The sequence below is a fragment of the Enterococcus sp. DIV1089c genome, assembly GCF_050530965.1.
GTDB lineage: Bacteria > Bacillota > Bacilli > Lactobacillales > Enterococcaceae > Enterococcus_B > Enterococcus_B hirae.
In genome coordinates this window covers 2,480,465-2,501,330 of the sequence record NZ_CP172888.1, presented here as the reverse complement: position 1 = coordinate 2,501,330, position 20,866 = coordinate 2,480,465, and the positions used below count along the sequence as shown (strand labels likewise).

The window sequence follows — 20,866 nt, the reverse complement described above, 5'->3', positions numbered from 1 at the left end:
TCGGCCTTATTTTACAGTGTTAAATAAGACCTGTCAATTTTAATAAAAAGGGGTGTAACAACCAATGGGCTTAATTTTAAGACATGCAAAAAAATACAAAGTTGCTGTATTTATTTCATTGTTTTCTGTAGCGATTATGGTAAGTGCCGCATTATGGCAACCGAAGCTTTTACAACAAGTATTAGAAGCTATTATTACAGAAGATAACGACAAGATGAAAACGATCGGTGTATACTTGATCAGTTTAGCTTTATTAGGACTGGCAGCTGGAGTTTCAAATACGATTTTTTCAGCGAAAGTGGCACAAGGGATCAGTGCTGATATTCGGGAAGAAGCATTTAGTAAAATCCAGACTTTTTCATTTGGAAATATCGAAAAATTCTCTGCTGGAAATCTGGTAGTTCGACTAACAAATGATATTACACAAATTCAAAACCTAGTCATGATTTCTTTACAATCGCTCTTTAGAATTCCATTTCTTTTTATCGGGGCTTTTGTTTTAGCAATGATGACGATGCCGCAATTATGGTGGATCATTGTCGCATTGATCGTAGCAGTTTTCTTGATTACAGCTTTATCATTTACCAGAATGGGTAAACATTTTATGATCATCCAAAAACTGATTGATAAAGTCAATAGTATTGCCAAAGAAAATCTTATGGGGATCCGTGTAGTCAAATCTTTTGTCCAAGAAGACAATCAATTGAAAGAGTTTAGTAAAGTCAGCGAAGATCTAACGAAACACAACATCATTGTGGGAACCTTGTTTTCTGTGATGATTCCATCCTTTATGTTGGCTGCTAATTTAGCAGTAGTTGGCGCAATCTTTTTTGTTAGTGATCTAGCAAAAGATGATCCAACCTTAATCGGTGGTCTGGCTTCTTTCATGAACTATTTGATGCAGATCATGATGGCAATCATTATTGGTGGAATGATGATGATGATGACATCAAGAGCTGCAGTTTCATTGAAACGGATCAAAGAGATTTTAGACACAGAACCAGATTTAACATACCAAGATGTGCCAGAACAGGATTTAACTGGATCAGTCACTTTTGATCATGTTTCTTTCCGTTATCCTGGCGATGATGCAGACACATTGAAAGACATCAGTTTTTCGATCCAACCAGGGGAAATGGTGGGGATTGTTGGTGCAACAGGAGCTGGTAAATCGACACTCGCTCAGTTGATTCCACGATTGTTTGACCCAACAGAAGGAAAAGTGGAAGTAGGCGGCGTAGATTTAAGACAAGTCAATGAAAAAAGCTTACGTCACACTGTATCCTTTGTTTTACAAAAAGCGATCCTTTTCTCTGGAACGATTGCGCAAAACTTGCGTCAAGGGAAAAAAGATGCTTCTGAAAAAGAGATGGAACATGCTTCTGCGATTGCTCAAGCACAAGAATTTATCGAAAAATTAGCCGATCGCTATGAGGCTCCTGTGGAAGAACGTAGTAGTAACTTTTCAGGTGGACAGAAACAGCGGTTATCCATTACCCGAGGTGTCATTGGTGATCCTAAGATTTTGATCTTAGATGATAGTACCAGTGCATTAGATGCGCGTTCTGAAAAGTTGGTTCGTGAAGCATTAGCAAAAGAATTAAAAGGCACTACTACGATTGTGATCGCTCAAAAAATCGCTTCTGTTGTCAAAGCAGACCGGATTCTTGTATTAGATGAAGGCAGATTAGTGGGTGAAGGAACACACGAAGAACTAGTAGCAACCAATCGGGTGTACCAAGAAATTTTCGAAACACAAAAAGGAACGGAGGAGTAGCCATGACTGATTTAATAAAAGCCAGTAAGTTTTTCTATCACTATTTAAAACGGTATAAGGTCTCCTTTTTCTTTATTTTTGTTACAGTCATCATTGCCACTTATCTTCAAGTGAAGGCACCACAATATATCGGAGAAGCCTTTCAAGAACTAGCCAACTATGTTGGGGCTTTGATGCAAGGAGTCGATGATAAGAGTCGCTTCGTTTCCATTATTTGGAAACTATTAATGTTTTATGTTTTAGCGAGTGCCGCAAACTTCATTTACAGTATCTTATTTACGCAAGTGGTGGGTAAATCGACGAATCGGATGCGTATTGGTTTATTCAATAAACTAGAAAAATTGACGATCCGCTTCTTTGATTCTCATCAAGATGGGGAAATTCTTAGTCGATTTACGAGTGATTTAGATAATATCCAAAATAGTTTGAACCAAGCTTTGCTCCAAGTAATCACCAATATCGTTTTACTTTTTGGGATATTGATTATGATGTTCCGCCAAAATGTTGAGTTAGCTTGGGCAACAATTGCTTCTACACCAGTGGCAGTTTTGATTGCTGTTTTGATTATCCAAAAGGCAAGAAAATACGTTGATTTACAACAAGACGAAGTTGGGAAATTGAACGGCTATATGGATGAAAAAATCAGTGGTCAACGTGTCATCATCACTAATGGATTACAGGAAGAGACAATTGATGGTTTCTTAGAACACAATGAGACTGTTCGTAAAGCAACGTTTAAAGGACAAGCTTATTCAGGATTGCTTTTCCCAATGATGCAAGGGATGTCTTTAGTGAATACCGCAATCGTCATTTTCTTTGGTGGATGGTTAGCACTGAATGGGGATTTGGAACGCTCGGTTGCTTTAGGATTGGTAGTCACATTCGTTCAGTATTCCCAACAATATTATCAACCATTGATGCAAATTTCATCTGGTTATAGCATGATCCAATTAGCGATCACAGGGGCACGTAGACTGAATGAGATGTTTGCTGAAAAAGATGAAGTGAAACCAGCGAATGGTCAATCTTTTGATGGGATCGATAAAGGCTTATCTTTGGAACATGTTGATTTTGGTTATAACCCTGATAAATTAGTGTTAAATGATGTATCTATTGATGTAAATAAAGGTGAAATGGTCGCGTTAGTTGGACCGACTGGCTCAGGTAAAACAACGATCATGAATCTATTGAATCGTTTTTATGATGTAAATAGTGGTGCAGTAACGATTGATGGGACAGACATCCGTGAGTATGATTTAGATGCTTTACGAAAACATGTAGGAATCGTTTTACAAGAATCCGTCCTATTCTCGGGTACTATTCGCGACAATATTGTCTTTGGGAAACCTGATGCGACAGATGAAGAAGTGATCAATGCCGCTAAGCAGGCGAATATTCATGACTTTATCATGAATCTAGAAAAAGGGTATGAAACAGAAGTATCTGAAGAAAACAACTTGTTCAGTACCGGCCAGAAACAATTGATCAGTATTGCCAGAACGATCATTACGAATCCTTCATTGTTGATTTTAGATGAAGCAACAAGTAACGTGGACACAGTAACAGAAGCTAAAATCCAAAAAGCCATGGACGAAGCAATCAAAGGACGTACCAGCTTTGTGATTGCCCACCGGTTAAAAACGATTTTAAATGCGGATCGTATTGTTGTTTTACGTGATGGAAAAGTAATCGAAGAAGGAAATCATCATCAGTTGTTGGCAGAAGATGGCTTCTATGCTGAACTTTATCATAATCAGTTTGTCTTTGAATAATCTGTTTTTGATGAACAAATAAGCTAACTAATAGACTACTTAGAAGAGGGAATGGCTCTTTTCTAAGTAGTCTTTTTTTGCATATAGAGATCTCTTTGACTTTAGCTATTGTGAGATAAGAATCGTTATTTTTCAGACTTGTCTGAAAAAGTTGAAGTAAGCTGTTTCAAGAAACCTGTTATATTTCATGTTAAATAAGGCGCTCCTTAAAAACTATAAAAAGGCAGGTAATGGGTATGAAGGTAAAAATAAGGCAGGTGTGCTTACAATTGATGATGCTCTTGACGATTTTGGTTCTTTTGTCCAACCCGCTCTTTTTGATGGGGCCGCTAGTCCATGCTTCCTCAAATGGTCATTTCCAGGTAACTGGACAACCAACAGGTTTTCAATTAGGTGAGGCTTACGGGAACAATGATAACGGCGTCCAATTGAAGATCGATCCTGAAAAAGACGGCACGTATACGAGTGATTTGCCCGAAACAGGCGTTCCAAGCGATACGAATGTCCGCCTTCAAATCAATTGGTGGTTGGTCGATGACGATATTTATCCTAGTGGCGATCTAATGGCTAATGAACGCTATACGATCATTGAAAATATTCCTGACACGTTATTGATTCCAGCAGGTGGTTTATCGGGTGAATTGATGGATGAAACTGGACGATTTTCTTTTGGTACGTTTTATGTAAATGAGGATCGTAGTATAGCGATCCAATTTAATACCCGTATTTATAATTTTAGTGAGATTCAGGGCTCGTTTTCTATTGATACGAGTTTTGATAATATTACCGAAGAATTGATCGTGGATTTGGGAGAATATGGTGTAGTTGAAGTGCCAATCATTGTTAAAGGGGAAGAGATCGTTGAAAAACAGGGGATTAGTTTTAATCGGGATACTGGAATTGTTGAATGGGAAGCGTTGATCAACGAAGAACATCGGGCGTTGACAAATGTGAAAATCACAGATTTCTTTGGTGATAACCAGGAATTTGTGTCAGTTAGTATCCAAAAGAAAGAAGTTGAAGATGAACAGTTCCATCCTTTATTAGCAAGTGATTATAGTCAAGCGCAACAAGACAATCAAATAACTTGGACGATCAGAAATAATGAAGCACCTAAACGAACGGCTTATCGATTAATCATCCGTATCAGAGTCAAAGATCTGAGCCAACCAACTGTTCATAATCAACTCATTGTCGAAAGTGATGAGTTGGGTCGGACAGAAACGAATGACGTCGAATTTGATATCGTAAAACAAAATTTTTCAAAATGAATAGCTAAAAATCCAAATGGATCAGACAAAATTGATTTTTATCGGGCGACAGATGAGCCTGGTCAACCAACGGGGAATCGCGAAGCGTATGACTATGTACTCGTGACTTGGCAAATCGACACGTATTATTACGTCGATGGTGAAAAAGACCCTATCGTCGATCGATTATCCGTCATTCCAGCAAATGCTGCGAGCCATACCTTTGAACAAAATTCACTGCAGATCACCGGAACGAATGCGGAAGGCTTTACAGTCGTTTTCAATGCAGAAAACACAGAGATGACGCTCACACCACCAGGGGATGCGAATGGCACCTACCGAATCACCTACCAAACGAGGATACAAACGACGGATGGACAGGTTTCAGCGGATACGATCCAGTTTTCCAACCATGCGATCCAAGGAAGTTTTGGTGAAGGTAGCGCTGGCGGAATCATTCCTAAACCAAGCATGCCAGGGATCGTAAAACGTGGAGTTGGGGGTGACCAGACTCAGCAGATCCAACATTGGGAGATTTTGTTCAATCAGGAAAACAAATTAGTTGAACAAGTAGAAATCCGTGATTCTTCCATCATCTTTGAAGAGGATCTCGTGCGATTGTTCGATCCTAATAACTATCACGGCTACTATGAGAATAATGTTCGTCCTTTTAAATGGATCTATTATGCTCGCTCATTACTAGAATCGACATTAATCATCACAGATGACGTAGTCAACACATTAGAAAAGGGTGTTGATTTTGAGTTGGTTTTGCATAATCTTTCTGAACCAGGCGAACGATTGATGTTGCCGGATGGGAGTTATTTACATCAAGCGAATAGTGCTTATCAAACAGAGTTTACGATCCGCTTGATTGGAGATTATGAAACAACGGATCAAACCATTAAGATTCATTTTTCAACGAAAGAGCATCAGTTATCTAGTAGAGGTTATTTAAAAATCTGGGATGAAGACCCTTCTCAGTTCAATAGAAGTAATTACTATTCCAGCGATCCAGTAGTCCAAGGGATCTATCCTTGGTTAGGTGGAACATATATCCATCCAGACATTACGTTCTTCAACTACGCCAAAGCAACTTGGCGACAAGGAGACGTTCAGTATTCTCAAGATTCAGTTGGTTATGGAACATTTGGCAATTGGCACTATAGCCTCATAAACGATGGACATAAAAAAGGGTTATTCCTACAGCCAGGACAAAAGTATGAAGAAGCAATCGCTGAAGATGCAGAACAAGCTGATGCTGGAAATATCGGAACGTTTGAATATTGGACAGATGAAAGTTTTTCAAATGAGAGCCGACAACCGGTCTACACTGGAATCGTTGATCGCTACCAAACACTGTTTCGTCTAGAATTCAATCCTTCCAGTGGTCCATTACCAGCAGGAACCGTCATTGAAGATGATTTTTCGACCCTTGCTGGTTGGGAGTTTAAGCCAGACTCTGTTCACGTCTTTCAGGGGACCGCCAACCTAGCTGGTCCGATTGATCCTGATACGAATCAACACCGCTGGAAAATAGCGGCAGGAGATTATGCAGGGAATGAACGACTAGTGGAAGGTACGGATTATCGCCTAGAATATGATCCGCAAACACAATTGATGCGGATCGTTCTCTTAAAAGAGAGTCATTGACCAATCGTTATCTTCTTCATTGCCGATTATGTTGCCACTCAAGAACTAGCTGATAATCCATTACTAGCAGGTTCTTATAAAAATATAGCGACACTGACAAGTCCTGGTGGGCGCAAGACAGAAGTAGAAACGCAAGTCACGATACCGACAGAAAGTTTAGTGATCAAGACGGGTGAAGTAGCAGACGACGACGAACATATCACCTACCGCGTGATCGTGAACCCAGGTGGCGCCAAATACCAGAATTTGTATCTCTTTGATCTCATGGATCATGAAGAAGAAACGACGCTTCTGCTAGATCCCGATACTGGAAAATATCGAATCAACGTTTTTGAAGGAAAATACAATCCCCAGACTCAGCAATTTGAAAAAATACGCCGTTTAATCGATGAACAAGATTTTCTACTGTTGGCACCACAACAACTCTTAGTCCCATATTTGCCAGAGTACATTGGCGTAGATGGGCGAGGTGCTTATCAAATCTTTGAATGGCAAGCAAATCCAGAAAATGACACAAGTGAAGCTCATTGGATCAGTCAGCAAACAGGAAGAGCTTTAAGTGAGCCAGGTGTGAAGGCAGAAACCGCCTTTGACCAGTTAGCTGCGGACGGTTTGATCAATTTATCGCAAAAAACCGCTCATTTCCAATTAGTTGTAGGTGATAATACCGGTCAGTCAGAAGTGACAGATAAAACATTGATCGTAGAATATACTGCCCAAACAACCGCTGATTCTGTCAATAATCGTGCAGGTGTTTTCTTGAATGGAAAACAAAAAGTGACGGAAGAATCCATTACGGACATCACGACGGGCGAAGGTTATGCTTCAGGAATCCACCGAATCGTGGAATTCTATAAAGCCGATCACGAAGGAAATGACCTTACAGGTTCAGAATTCCGTTTAGAGAAAAAATCTAAAGATTTTTTCCAAGAACAATTTCCTGAAAGAGTATTAGGGACATTTACGGTAGATAATCCTACTCAGATCGGTGGTGTTCATGAAGAAGAGGCTTATGGATTGACGAACGGAATCTATCGTCTGACAGAGATTACTCCACCAGCTGGTCCGTTTGCTGTACTACCAGAGCCCATTTATTTCAAGGTACAAGCATCAGGAACGACTAGTAGAGAAGAGGAAATTTTTTTCACCGATGAACAAGGGATTCCAGTGACACAAGAACGAGCAACAATCCAATTAGACAATGGACAGTTCAAGTTGACTGTTGAAAACCGACCAAAGCCTTTCATGATCGAAAAAAATTGGGATTTTACCACGCCTAATGCGGCAGTACCAGAGGAGATCAAAGAAGATTATGAAATTACGGTCAATTTATTAAGGGAACAACGGCATGAACAAAGCGATGAGTGGCGCTTGGATGCTTCATTCACACCCATGACTTTCACTTTGAATCAGGAGAATGAGTTTAAAGTGCTGGTCGAAGAGTTAGCCGATTTAGGTGAGGATTATCGATATATCGTAAAAGAAACCAGCATCATCAATACCAAAACAGGAAAAAACCTGCAACCATATTTTGATTTAAGTAGTGGGGAAGAGGGCGATCAAGTTGATAATCTCAATAAGATCGTGAAAGATGCTAATCAGAATTGGCAAATCATCCTGAAAAATAGCACGACACCTGAAAGTACCCCTGAACGTGTCTATGTGGGATTTGAGAAACAATTTGAATTCAGCGATTTAGATTACTCGAGCATTAACTACATTACCTTTGAATTATTTAGAAGTGTCGAAGAAGGGGAAAAGCAGAAAATCCAAACGATTCTCTTAACGCCAGGAGATACAGGTGAAGGGTTGAAATGGATCAGTAACCGCTTAGAGAAATTTACTCCAGATGGTCAAGCTTATCATTATTACATTAGAGAAATAAGTATCACGGATCACGAAGGTAGTGACCTTTCTGAACGATTTAGGCTAGCTGATACAGATTACATTTTGTTACAACCACATGAAGCTGTCCAAAACTTGGACGAAATGGAAGTCGTACCAATCATGAATACGGAAACGTCTGGCTTATTGCCAATAACAGGTGGACCTGGACTTCGCTTCTTTCTAATTGCAGCCCTCACTACCATTGTTTTATTACTAGGTTGGTTGTTCTATCGCTTGAGAAGTAAGCGAAATAGCAAATAGTAATTAGGACGGTCTGATGGCATTTCAGCAAATGAGAAAGGAGTAGAGGATATGCACAAAAAAAGAATGTTTCAATGGCTGCTGCTAGGTCTGCTGTTAGTAACCGGATTCTTCCCATATAGAGGCTATGCTACTGATCCTGAGACTGTGACGTTCATCTTACACAAGAGAGTCCTTGTAGATGAGTCGATCACAGATCCACAAACCTCTCCATCAAATGGCAGACAATTGACAGAAAATGAATTGGCTAACTTAAATGGCCTAGGTCTGAGTGTTCCTTATAATGGCGCCACGTTTCATGTCTATCATTTGACGGATTATTATCTTCAATCACAAGAAGATGCGCAAGCTTTAGCTAAACGCTTGGGACAGATGAACCCGATCCAGATCGAACAATTTATTGCAGAGCAGCAATTAGAAGAAGTGACAGGTAGTCCTGTCCTAACGCAGACTCATGCTGAATTTGGCGAAGGAGTGGGTGTGGTCGATGTTCCCAGAAAGCACAACGGTCACTATGGAATTTATCTGATCGTTGAGGATCATTCCCAGCAAACTAGTTATTTCAATGTGACAAATGCTGCACCGATAATGATTGGCTTGCCTCTAATGGACCCATTAAATGAAGTAGAGCTGACTCAGATTCATCTTTATCCTAAAAATGCTGGGTATTTTCGACAACCGTATTTTTACAAATATGGCAAAGAAGAAGACACTGAGCAGACCGAACCTCTCGAAGGTGTGATTTTTTCCCTGTTTCGTTATAACGAAGCTGGGGAAAAAATCTATTTAGCGCAAAATCAGGAGGCGTTAGGGGATGTATGGAAACAAAGTGATGATCCCTTAAATGATGAAGCAATCGCAACCTTCATCTCTGATGCTGCAGGGCGTGTCAAGATAGCAGACCATTTTTTGATCGGTGGTGAATACTATTTTGAAGAATTGCAAACTCTTCTGGGGTATGAGATCAGTGAAGAAAATCGGCAGATTCCATTATTTATCCCAAATACTTGGAAAAATGAATCAGGTGAGTTTTTATTCATGACACTTAATGAACAAAAAATGTCGGAACCTTTTTCTGATGAACAGGACGAATCGGTAGAGAAAGGACCTAGAATCTATAATATTTCACGAGCAGGAGAGTCTCAAAAGGACGATGATCTGCCAACAGATGATGGGAGTGAACAAGGAGGAACAGCGACAGGGACGGAACAGCTATTCAATCGTCTGTTACCACGTACTGCAGAAATGAGACAAGCGCTAGCTATTTTAGGCATTGCGTTATTATTACTGGCTTACTTGTTAAGGAAGTACATGAACAAAACTAGGAGGGAAGAAGATGACTGAAAGTAAAAAGAATAAATTCAGGATATTCGTGATGCTTGCTACGTTGTTGTTTTCGGCATTCAGTATTTTAGGAATGAGTCTTCCAGTAGCAGCAGCCCCAGAGCATGTGAATGTCACGCTTCATAAACGTGTTTGGCAGGATGAGATCCCGAAAGAAGCGTATCAACAAAATACTGGTGAACTAATGGAAAACTTTGGCGGCGATCCGTTAGACGGCGTGACATTTTCTGTCTATGATGTCACAGAACAATATTTTCGTTCTATCAGAGAGGATGGGAAAACAGCACGAGAAGCCTTGGAAAGAATCCAGTCTGATGCGGCTTTATATAAAAGAGCCCCTGATTATGCCAGTGGCCCTTTGCAGACTCAAGTGACAGCAACAGCAAGTGGCGAGACCGATCCAAACAGACAGGGGATTGCGGTCTTTGACCAATTACCTCGAAAAGATGCCCAAGGTAGAGATGCTGTTTATCTCTTTGTCGAAGAAGAATCACCAGCGAATATATATGAAATGGCATACCCACTACTTTTGGCTTTGCCAGTCTATGCTGGTGATGGAGAACTAACAGAGATCCACCTCTATCCTAAAAATATTTTGAAAGAACATTCGAAAACTTTAGTAGATAGCGGTCGGTTTAATGAAGTAACAATCACTCAAGATGGGAATCAAGTAACCTACTATGATGTTGGAACAGATGACATCTTAAATTATCTGTTGACGTTTGCTGTTCCCCGTGACTTAGGTAACAAAGCATTTTTCGAAATCACGGATACACCAACTAATGGATTGCGACTAACGACCCCTGATTCAATCGAAGTATTGATTGATGGTGTAGCGGTACCTAGTAGTTATTTTACGATTGATACAGCTACTCCGAATGTTGGGTTTACGATTACTTTCCACATTGACAATGAGGAAGTGGTTGAATTATTACAAGGAAAAACGCTCACGATTTCTTATGACATGTCGCTCACGGGTGATGCAATCACTCAACTATCTGATAATACCGCCACAATCGATTTTGGCTCGGATCCTACGATCTTAGATGGACCAAAAGTCAAGACGAATGAGCATCAATTTAGAAAGATCAATAGTCATGATGGTAATCCATTAAGTGGGGCGGTCTTTCGGATTTTTAAAGATTCTGATGGTCAAGTATTGTACGCACGTCTGAATGAAGAGAATGTCTTGATTGGTTGGGATGATGTCGGGACAGAAATAACCTCAGGACCAGATGGCTATTTTGATATTCGGGGCTTTAAAGCGGGAACCTACACGTTGGAAGAGGTGACGGCTCCAAGTGGTTACGTCATTTTAGATCCTTATACCACTTTTGAAATTGATTCAACTGCTTCAGAGACACCTTTAGTTACGATCGAAAACCAACCTCAAGGGCTTTTACCGGAAACCGGTGGTATGGGCATCTATATTTTCCTGCTGATCGGGGGACTGATTCTCTTAGCAGCCTACGTCGTTTATCGACAAACGAAAAAAGAGCACATGTAAACAGGTTTTGAAGGAGGGAATATATAATGTCCCAAAAACAGCGACCAAAAAAGTGGCTTCGGATCGTGATGTATCTCCTTTTTTTAACAGGTGGATTAATTGCGAGTTATCCTTTTTATGTCAATGCCTTCAACCAACTCGTTGATCATTATCGTATCAATGAGTCTCAAAAAACGAAAGCAGAACAGCAACAGGCACGAGAAAGAGCCAAAAAGTATAATCAAGAACTAGCAGAAAGAGGTATGGGAGCGGTCACGCTCCCAACCTACACTGGACGGAAAGAAGCGGACCTCGCTAATTATTTAGCAAATCACTTGATTGGTTCGATTCAAATTCCTAAGATTAGGATCAGTGTTCCGCTGTTTGACCATGCAAGCCCAACGATCCTCCAATATGGTGCTGGTGTTTTGGAAGAAACGTCCTATCCTACTGGCGGCAAAAATAATCATAGTGTGATCTCTGCCCATAGTGGGATTCCTGAAAGAAAACTTTTTACGGATCTCGATCAACTGGAGTTGGAGGATATTTTCATTATCACCTATGCAGAAGAAAAGTTGGCCTATGAAGTGAATGACATCACTATTGTGACCCCTGACGACGTTAGCTCTCTAAAAATTTATCCAGAGGAAGATCTCGTGACTTTAGTCACCTGTACACCGTATATGATCAATTCCCATCGATTATTAGTCAGAGGACATCGAGTGCCTTATACAGAAGAACTAGCCCAAAAAGAAGCGAATGCAGAACAAAGACAATGGTGGCTCAATCTCATGATCTTACTCATTTTATTGCTCTTTGTAGGAAGTCTATCCCTGTTCATTCTGCGAGTCATACGTGAAAAGCCAATATAATAGAAAAAGACATGTTGGATTACTTGAGAGAACCAACAATGAGAAAAAGCCCATAACCATAGAAAGCTTAGTGAAAACTTTCTAGTTATGGGCTTTTTTATATTCGTCAAATAACAAAACTGTCCAAAAAACGTTGATAAGCCATAAAGAAGCGAACGGAGTAATTGAACAAAGCCAATTATTTCAACATTTTTTCTTCTCCACACAATACAAAATCGGTGGATTGTTTTTTTGATTAATAAATTGATAGTTTAAAACATTATACTGATCTTGAGGGAGCATTTGACAAAACTGTTGTACCATATCCAGTTCTGATTTCCCACCTTCATGACCATAGTAGACGACGATAATCATGCGTCCTCGAGGGGCTAAACGTTTCAGTATCTCTTCCATTGCGATTTTCGTTGTTTCAGGTAAAGTAATGATTGCTTTGTCACTCTTAGGAAGATAACCTAGATTGAAAATCCCTGCTTTGATTGGTTGCTCTGGAGCCACGACATTCCCCAGTGTCTCATGACCTTGTAAATAAAGAGAGACTCGATCGGTCAATGCTTGTTCAGCGAGTTTTTCTTTCGTGGATTGCAAGGCAGCAGGTTGGATATCAAAACTGTAAACATGTCCGGTCTTCCCGACCAATTCAGCCATAAAAAGCGTATCGTAGCCATTACCCATGGTGGCATCAATAGCATGGTCACCTGGTTGCAGGATTTCTGTTAATAACGTATGGCTAAAGTGTAAAGCAGTTTGTAGCATTAGCAACGCACTCCTTTACGAACATCAAATTTCCCTTGATAACTATTGCGACGAACCAATTCTTCATCTATCGCATTCAAGACTTCCCACTTTTTCAAACTCCACATTGGTCCGATCAACGAATCCCAAGGGGCATCACCGGTAAGCCGATGGATAATGATTTCTTGAGGGATCATTTCCAATTGATCACAAATCACGTTGACATAATCAGGACGGGTCATCAGTTGTAAACGACCTTCATGATAATCACGAAGCATCCTTGTTTTGCGCATCAAGTGCATTAAGTGAAGCTTGATTCCTTGGATATCTGAATCAAGGATCGTACGTCGGACATTTTCACGCATCATTTCTAATGTTTCACCAGGTAAACCGTTGATTAAGTGAGTGCAGACACGAATGCCATGTTTTCGTAATTTATTCACACCATCAAGGTAAGTTTGGTAGTCATGTGCGCGATTGATCAGTGTAGAGGTTTCTTCAAAAGTCGTTTGTAATCCTAATTCGACCCACAGATAAAGCCGTTCATTTAGTTCTGCGAGATAATCCACGACCGCATCTGGTAAGCAGTCTGGGCGAGTACCAATCGACAACCCGACAACACCAGGAAGGTTGATCACTTGTTCAAAACGCTCACGAATGATTTCTACAGGTGCATGAGTATTCGTGAAATTTTGGAAATAAACGATATATTGGGTTACCCCTGGCCATTTTTGATGCATCATATCGATTTCTTTATGGAACTGAATAGGTAATGGGTCTTCGGGAGCGACGATCATATCACCTGATCCAGAAACACTACAAAAAGTACAGCCCCCGTGAGCCACTGTACCATCACGATTGGGGCAGTCAAATCCTCCATCGATTGGCACTTTGAAAATTTTTCCGCCAAATTCATTTCTTAACGCATAATTCCATGAGTGGTAGCGTTTATTTCCATCTGAATATGTAAATTCCATTGTTATCCTTCTTTCTTAATGGTGCTAAATTCATCACTTTCTTCTACTCGTATTGAACGATTCAGATCATTATACCTGATGAATGACGTAAAATCTAAGCACTTTATAACGAGAATCGTTCTTAGGATCAAGTAAAGAGACAGATTAACTAATCATCAAAGAAAAAAGTTAACTGTCTCTCCACAATTTTTTATTGATTTGGATGATTTGTAACAAAAGTTCTCACTAAAAAATACTTGTGTGAGATCAAGATGTTTTCTGCGTGTTTAGCCATTTTTCTTTTTGGGTTCGATAAATTGGATACGTGAAGCATAACCACGAGAGGCTAAGTAAAAAGCCACCTAGAATATCACTTGGAAAATGAACGCCTAAATAAATACGGCTAATCCCAACACTTACTATAATAAACGCTAGAAGTATTTGAATCAATGGACGAAAGACCTTTTTTTGAATAATGACAGGAATTAGAAAAATCAGTGTACCATATAAAATCATACTACCAGCTGCATGACCACTAGGAAAACTGTAACTGTGCTCTACCACAAGGTGTTCAAGGGTTGGGCGAACGCGCATCACGAATAGTTTGATCACAGGATTGATGATCCCAGCAATGGCAATAAAATTAACCGCTAACCAAATCATTTCAGGTCTTTTTTTCTTCCACCATAACAAAAATGAAACCAGCAAGAAGACTAAGATGACCGTGAGTGGATTGCCAAATTTTGTCATAAACAGCTGATAAGCATTCCAATGGGGATAGGGAGCGCGGATCATTTCTGTTATTGATTGATCAAATCCCGCCAGTAAAGAAATACGGTATTTGACAATGTAGCCTAAGACTAAAAAGAGCAGTAAAAAACAAGCTCCAGCTACATGAAAAGTTGTACGTTGCTTCATAAATATCCTCCTTTTCAACAATGACTCATTATAGCATTATTCTCTCTATAAATAATATCCATAATTATTTATAGAATCGAGCACTTAATCAAAAAATAAAAAAGGTATTTTATTTGTAAATCACTTTGTAATCTCCTAGACATTTTCAAGTAATATAATTGACATACTTTGTCTGGGAAAGTTTAAATCGATTATTTGTTAAAAGTCGTTAAAATCAAGCGGGGAAAGGTGCTATTTTTTTCTCAGTGTTGAACATTACGAAAGGTTACAGTCTGATTACAATAAGCAGTCACACACTTAAATAACTTTTAATAAAGATTAAGAGAAGTTATAATTATTATAATAGTATAGAAATTGTAGATAGAAGTTGGAGGATAGAAGATGGAAAACATTGCAAGAAAAGAACGTAGACGTTTAAATGAAACCAAACGTTTTCGTAAAGTAAAACGTAGTGCTGCACTTGTCGGTACGGCGATGGTCGGCTGTTCTGTGGCAGCGTCATTGATTCAGCCTGTACAAGTAGATGCTGATCAAACCCCCACACAATTCGGTGCCAGAATCAATACAGCAGCGTTTATTGCTGAGATTGCTACGTATGCACAACCAATTGCTCAAGCCAACGATTTATATGCCTCAGTCATGATTGCTCAAGCAGTCGTCGAAAGTGGTTGGGGAAGTAGTGCCTTGTCACAAGCACCTTACTATAATCTATTTGGGATTAAAGGAAGTTATCAAGGTCAAACTGTTTATATGGATACACTCGAATATCTTAACAATAAATGGGTATCTAAAAAAGAACCATTCCGTCAGTACCCTTCTTTTGCAGAGTCATTTAATGACAATGCCTATGTTTTAAGAAATACCTCTTTTGGTAATGGCTATTATTATGCAGGTACTTGGAAAAGCAACACTAAATCTTATACTGATGCTACTGCTTGTTTGACAGGTCGTTATGCAACTGATCCAGGGTATGCTGGAAAACTAAACAATATTATTACAACCTATGGATTGACCAAATACGATACACCAGCTAGCGGCAACGCTGGAGGCGGTGCAACGATTGGAAATGGCGGGAATACGGGAAATACATCCAATTCTGGAAGTACTAGTGGGAACTCAGGCGGTTCTGCAACTACGACTGGTACGACTTATACTGTCAAATCAGGAGACTCCGTTTGGGGAATCTCTCATTCATTTGGAATCACGATGGCGCAGTTAATCGAATGGAATAATATCAAAAATAATTTTATCTATCCAGGACAAAAATTAACGATCAAAGGTGGCCAATCTGCAGGTTCTTCAACCACTAACACTGGTAATAATGCTTCTTCTGGAAATACTTCTGGCAACACGAATACGTCTGGCAGTACGGGACAAGCAACTGGTGCAAAATATATGGTTAAATCAGGCGATTCTGTTTGGAAAATTGCGAATGATCATGGGATTTCGATGAACCAACTGATCGAATGGAATAACATCAAGAATAACTTTGTTTATCCAGGTCAACAGTTGGTTGTTTCAAAAGGTAGTTCTTCAGCAAGCGGTTCTACTTCTAATACATCGACAGGTAATACATCTAGTAATACGGCAAATACAGGAAGTACTACTTCTGGAAGTACTTATACTGTCAAAGCAGGCGAATCGGTTTGGAGTGTTTCGAATAAATTTGGAATTTCCATGAACCAACTGATTCAATGGAACAATATTAAAAATAATTTTATTTACCCAGGGCAAAAATTGATTGTCAAAGGTGGTTCATCTTCAAGTAATGCGTCCGCTTCGACAGCTAATAACAAGAACACCGCATCAAGCAATACCAGCTCAACTGCGACAGGGCAAGCGACTTATACTGTCAAGGCAGGCGAATCAGTATGGGGTGTTGCAAATAAAAATGGGATTTCCATGAACCAGTTGATTGAATGGAACAATATTAAGAATAACTTCATTTATCCAGGACAGAAATTGATCGTCAAAGGTGGAAGCAGTAAAGCAAGCGCAACAGCAACAACCAAACCAACAGCTTCAACGCCAGCTTCTACAACTCCAACGGCTTCTTCAACGGGTGATACGAAGTATACTGTCAAAGCAGGCGAATCGGTGTGGGGCGTTGCCAATAAACACCATATTACGATGGATCAGTTGATTGAATGGAACAACATCAAAAACAATTTTATTTATCCAGGACAAGAAGTCATCGTTAAAAAAGGCACTGCACAATCAACGCCAGCGAAATCAGATGAAAAAACCTATACCGTCAAAGCAGGTGAATCAGTATGGGGCGTTGCCGATAGTCATGGAATCACCATGAATCAATTGATCGAATGGAATAATATCAAGAATAACTTTATTTATCCGGGACAACAGTTGATCGTCAAAAAATAAGCAATGACACATGGCAGGAAATCAGTAAATGTGTGAAATAATATTTGAACTTGTAGCATTTATTTGTTACTATGAATCTACACTTTTGAGTAAATAAAAATCAACGCCTGAAAAGGAAGTAGTAAAAAGTCGAAAGTTTTAGAGAGCACATGGTTGGTGGAAATGTGTACGGACGCTTTTGAACTCGCCTTTGAGTTGCGCCTACTGAAATCACAAACAGAGTAAGTAGGAGCGGTGACGACCGTTACAACGTTTGAGGCCTTTGTGAAAAGGCAAAATTAGGTGGTACCACGTAGATTACGTCCTATAAAAAGAGCAATCTTTTTATAGGACTTTTTTGTTTTCTTCAGATGAAAAAAACAAAAAGGTGAGGCTAGACTTCACTAAACTTCGACAGATTGATGTGGAAGTACAAATAGATCAGGGGGATAGAAAATGAGTTATAACCATAAAGAAATCGAAAAGAAATGGCAAAAATACTGGGCAAAAAACAATACCTTCAATACCCATGATGATCCTGAAAAACCAAAGTTCTATGCGTTGGATATGTTTCCATACCCATCAGGTCAAGGATTGCATGTTGGACATCCGGAAGGCTATACAGCAACAGATATCTTATCTCGTTTTAAACGCAGTCAAGGATTCAATGTCTTGCATCCGATGGGATGGGATGCGTTCGGACTACCAGCCGAACAGTACGCATTAGATACAGGAAATGATCCAGCTGAATTTACACAAAAAAACATTGAAACATTTCGTCGTCAAATCAATTCTTTAGGGTTTAGTTATGACTGGAATCGTGAAGTCAACACAACTGATCCAGAATATTACAAATGGACACAATGGATCTTTACAAAATTGTACGAAAAAGGCTTGGCATATGAAGCAGAAGTAGCAGTTAACTGGGTACCTGAGCTTGGTACGGTGATCTCTAATGAAGAAGTGATCGATGGAAAAAGTGAACGTGGCGGCTACGATGTCGTCCGCAAACCAATGCGTCAGTGGATGCTAAAGATCACTGCATACGCAGATCGTTTACTTGATGATCTTGATTTAGTAGATTGGCCAGATAGCATCAAAGAAATGCAACGCAACTGGATCGGTCGTTCAGTAGGAGCAAATGTTGAATTTAAAGTTGCTGGAACAGACAAAACGTACACGATTTTTACCACACGACCAGATACACTATTTGGCGCAACGTACTCTGTTTTAGCTCCTGAATTAGACTTGGTGCAAGAAATCACGACGCCAGAACAAAAAGCAGCAGTTGAAGCATACATCGAAGAGACAGCTAAAAAATCAGATTTGAAACGTACAGATCTAGCAAAAGAAAAAACGGGTGTCTTTACTGGAGCTTATGCCATCAATCCAGTTAATGGAAAAGAGATCCCGATCTGGATCGCTGACTATGTGTTAGCTTCTTATGGTACTGGAGCAATCATGGCTGTACCTGCTCACGATGAACGTGATTATGAATTTGCAAAAACCTTTGATTTAGAAATTCTTCCCGTGATCGAAGGAGGAAATATTGAAGAGGCTGCTTATACGGAAGATGGTCCTCATATCAACTCTGAATTTTTGAATGGCATGAATAAAGCAGAAGCCATTGCTAAAATGAATGAATGGTTAGAAGAAAATAGTTGTGGGAAAAAAGAAGTCAGCTATCGTTTACGTGACTGGTTATTCTCACGTCAACGTTACTGGGGGGAACCAATTCCGATCATCCATTGGGAAGATGGTACAGTCACAGCTTTACCAGAAGAAGAGCTGCCATTACGTTTGCCTAAAACGACTAATATCAAACCAAGTGGAACAGGAGAATCGCCACTTGCCAACATCGAAGAATGGGTGAATGTTGTCGATCCTGTGACTGGCAAAAAAGGTCGCCGTGAAACCAATACAATGCCACAATGGGCTGGAAGTTCTTGGTATTATTTACGTTATATCGATCCACATAATAAAACAGAATTAGCGAACTATGAGAAATTAGAACGCTGGTTGCCAGTAGATATCTACATTGGTGGAGCAGAACATGCCGTTCTTCACTTGCTGTACGCTCGTTTCTGGCATAAATTCTTATATGATATCGGTGTTGTACCTACGAAGGAACCATTCCAAAAATTATACAACCAAGGAATGATCTTGGGAGAAAACAACGAAAAAATGTCTAAATCACGTGGCAATGTCGTTAATCCAGATGATGTCGTGGCCAAATATGGCGCAGATACATTACGATTATATGAAATGTTTATGGGACCATTAGATGCATCGATTGCTTGGAGTGAAAATGGACTAGAAGGAAGCCGCAAATTCTTAGATCGTGTTTGGCGTTTGATCGTGGATGAAAACAATAAGATGCGTGATCGAATCACCACTTTAAATGATGGGAAATTAGATAAAGTGTATCATCAAACCGTCAAAAAAGTTACGGAAGATTACGAAAATCTTCACTTCAATACAGCCATCTCTCAATTAATGGTGTTTGTCAATGAAGCGTATAAAGTGGATGCACTACCTTATGAATATATCGAAGGATTTGTTCAATTGTTGGCACCGATCGCACCACACATGGGTGAAGAACTATGGGCAATCTTAGGAAATGAGGAAGGGATTTCTTACGCAGCTTGGCCAACTTATGATGAGTCAGCTTTAGTCGAAGATGAAATCGAAGTTGTCTTCCAAATCAATGGTAAGGTCCGAGGAAAAGCTAATGTTTCACGTGACTTACCAAAAGATGAACTTGAAAAAATAGCGATGAACAATGAAACGATCAAAGAAAACATTGCTGGAAAAACCGTTCGTAAAGTGATCGTTGTACCAAATAAATTAGTAAATATCGTAGCTAATTAAAAAGCAGGAACAAGTGAATTATAAGAGATTGTTGAAGGAGCTTTCGATGAAACCCAGAGCCACTTTCAGAATGAAGAACAGATCATTAAAAACAATTTTGGCTGTTTCAGTATTTTAAGATGTTTTATAAGTCGCAATCAGTTCAGCAAGTTTATAACTGACTAAACGTAGGAAAAGAGATTATGACAAAAGTGTCTAGCTCCGAGAAATAAGCCGGAGAAGAGGTTGAGCCAAGTGTTGGCTCAACCTCTTTCTTCGGCTTATTTTCCGTTAGAGCTTGAAACACCGTGGATAAGATCGTGAAAGAGGCGGATAGCTCCGAGCAGATGCTTAAATACTATTTATTTGTCTTGGGTCGCTTCCTCTCAAACTCTTTTATAGAAAAATAAAGTGAAGAGAAACTAAAACAAAGAAAATTTCAATTGAAGAGTTAGAACCATTCACCGAGTGGAAGTTTGCTGACGTTTTTTTTTTGTGAATGACTATCTAAGATGAACAGTTATTTTTTGTTAGTTACAAAAGTGAAAAAAACAAAAAGTATTTTATTAAAATTGCTTATGTCTCATAATATTTGCATCGTGATACCTTTTGAACGTAAACAAATGACACATTTTTTTAAAACATTGTTATTTTTATTTAGTTGGCATGTTTTCTTTTTTTTTAATACCAAGCTATAGTATTACGCTATTTTGTTTTTTTTATTTTAGAAAAATGACAGGCCGATGA

General features: G+C 39.4%; 13 protein-coding genes and 1 other annotated feature. Of the genes, 10 read left to right on the top strand and 3 right to left on the bottom strand.

The genetic code is table 11. The features are described from left to right. Nucleotides 1-64: 64 nt before the first annotated feature. The 8 genes from IGL30_RS11735 (at nt 65) to IGL30_RS11700 (ending at nt 12,302) form a co-directional block, all read left to right on the top strand. Nucleotides 65-1,777, top strand: a complete 1,713-nt coding sequence (locus tag IGL30_RS11735; protein ID WP_088774983.1) for an ABC transporter ATP-binding protein — start codon at nt 65-67, stop codon at nt 1,775-1,777. Between the two features lie 2 nt (nt 1,778-1,779). Beyond that, nucleotides 1,780-3,549: an ABC transporter ATP-binding protein gene (locus IGL30_RS11730; RefSeq protein ID WP_081128884.1), complete on the top strand. Its 1,770-nt coding sequence runs from the start codon at nt 1,780-1,782 to the stop codon at nt 3,547-3,549. Between the two features lie 230 nt (nt 3,550-3,779). Next, the gene (locus IGL30_RS11725) at nt 3,780-4,820 is read left to right on the top strand and encodes a collagen binding domain-containing protein (protein ID WP_244661490.1); all 1,041 of its coding nucleotides are present in this window, start codon (nt 3,780-3,782) and stop codon (nt 4,818-4,820) included. 102 nt (nt 4,821-4,922) lie between these two features. Then, nucleotides 4,923-6,452, top strand: a complete 1,530-nt coding sequence (locus IGL30_RS11720) for a hypothetical protein (RefSeq protein ID WP_375371699.1) — start codon at nt 4,923-4,925, stop codon at nt 6,450-6,452. Between the two features lie 159 nt (nt 6,453-6,611). Continuing rightward, nucleotides 6,612-8,600: a prealbumin-like fold domain-containing protein gene (locus IGL30_RS11715; protein ID WP_260221943.1), complete on the top strand. Its 1,989-nt coding sequence runs from the start codon at nt 6,612-6,614 to the stop codon at nt 8,598-8,600. A gap of 51 nt (nt 8,601-8,651) precedes the next feature. Further along, nucleotides 8,652-9,944, top strand: coding sequence for a pilin N-terminal domain-containing protein (locus IGL30_RS11710; RefSeq protein WP_240210923.1), 1,293 nt, complete (start codon nt 8,652-8,654; stop codon nt 9,942-9,944). After that, a complete protein-coding gene (locus tag IGL30_RS11705) occupies nt 9,937-11,451 on the top strand; it encodes a SpaH/EbpB family LPXTG-anchored major pilin (RefSeq protein ID WP_123874940.1) in 1,515 nt (504 codons plus the stop codon). Before IGL30_RS11710 ends, IGL30_RS11705 begins: the two co-directional genes overlap by 8 nt. A gap of 26 nt (nt 11,452-11,477) precedes the next feature. Beyond that, a complete protein-coding gene (locus IGL30_RS11700; RefSeq protein WP_088774981.1) occupies nt 11,478-12,302 on the top strand; it encodes a class C sortase in 825 nt (274 codons plus the stop codon). A 183-nt stretch (nt 12,303-12,485) separates the two neighbouring features. On the opposite strand, the gene IGL30_RS11695 is transcribed toward IGL30_RS11700, so the two are convergent. The 3 genes from IGL30_RS11695 to IGL30_RS11685 form a co-directional block, all read right to left on the bottom strand. Beyond that, on the bottom strand, nt 12,486-13,055 hold the full coding sequence (locus tag IGL30_RS11695; protein WP_010721030.1) for a class I SAM-dependent methyltransferase: 570 nt from the start codon (nt 13,053-13,055) through the stop codon (nt 12,486-12,488). Beyond that, a complete protein-coding gene (locus IGL30_RS11690) occupies nt 13,055-14,011 on the bottom strand; it encodes a TIGR01212 family radical SAM protein (protein ID WP_010736968.1) in 957 nt (318 codons plus the stop codon). The genes IGL30_RS11695 and IGL30_RS11690 overlap by 1 nt, the downstream gene beginning before the upstream one ends. Before the next feature lie 246 nt (nt 14,012-14,257). Continuing rightward, nucleotides 14,258-14,908 (bottom strand): phosphatase PAP2 family protein, encoded by a 651-nt coding sequence (locus tag IGL30_RS11685; RefSeq protein WP_010721028.1) that lies wholly within the window; start codon nt 14,906-14,908, stop codon nt 14,258-14,260. 381 nt (nt 14,909-15,289) lie between these two features. On the opposite strand from IGL30_RS11685, the gene IGL30_RS11680 reads away from it, so the two are divergent. Together IGL30_RS11680 and leuS are read left to right on the top strand one after the other, a co-directional pair. Continuing rightward, nucleotides 15,290-17,290 carry a muramidase-2 gene (locus tag IGL30_RS11680; protein WP_123874941.1) on the top strand — a complete coding sequence of 667 codons (2,001 nt, stop codon included), beginning with the start codon at nt 15,290-15,292 and terminating at the stop codon, nt 17,288-17,290. 99 nt (nt 17,291-17,389) lie between these two features. Then, nucleotides 17,390-17,600 (top strand) — a binding site (T-box leader). A gap of 125 nt (nt 17,601-17,725) precedes the next feature. After that, entirely contained in the window at nt 17,726-20,140 is a 2,415-nt protein-coding gene (leuS, locus tag IGL30_RS11675) for a leucine--tRNA ligase (RefSeq protein WP_034868000.1), read from the top strand. Nucleotides 20,141-20,866 lie beyond the last annotated feature (726 nt).

Coding starts and splice junctions, on each gene's coding strand:
- leuS (WP_034868000.1), top strand. CDS start 17,726: ATGAGTTATAACCATAAAGAAATCGAAAAGAAATGGCAAAAATACTGG.
- IGL30_RS11690 (WP_010736968.1), bottom strand. CDS start 14,011: ATGGAATTTACATATTCAGATGGAAATAAACGCTACCACTCATGGAAT.
- IGL30_RS11735 (WP_088774983.1), top strand. CDS start 65: ATGGGCTTAATTTTAAGACATGCAAAAAAATACAAAGTTGCTGTATTT.
- IGL30_RS11680 (WP_123874941.1), top strand. CDS start 15,290: ATGGAAAACATTGCAAGAAAAGAACGTAGACGTTTAAATGAAACCAAA.
- IGL30_RS11730 (WP_081128884.1), top strand. CDS start 1,780: ATGACTGATTTAATAAAAGCCAGTAAGTTTTTCTATCACTATTTAAAA.
- IGL30_RS11685 (WP_010721028.1), bottom strand. CDS start 14,908: ATGAAGCAACGTACAACTTTTCATGTAGCTGGAGCTTGTTTTTTACTG.
- IGL30_RS11695 (WP_010721030.1), bottom strand. CDS start 13,055: ATGCTACAAACTGCTTTACACTTTAGCCATACGTTATTAACAGAAATC.
- IGL30_RS11725 (WP_244661490.1), top strand. CDS start 3,780: ATGGGTATGAAGGTAAAAATAAGGCAGGTGTGCTTACAATTGATGATG.
- IGL30_RS11710 (WP_240210923.1), top strand. CDS start 8,652: ATGCACAAAAAAAGAATGTTTCAATGGCTGCTGCTAGGTCTGCTGTTA.
- IGL30_RS11700 (WP_088774981.1), top strand. CDS start 11,478: ATGTCCCAAAAACAGCGACCAAAAAAGTGGCTTCGGATCGTGATGTAT.
- IGL30_RS11705 (WP_123874940.1), top strand. CDS start 9,937: ATGACTGAAAGTAAAAAGAATAAATTCAGGATATTCGTGATGCTTGCT.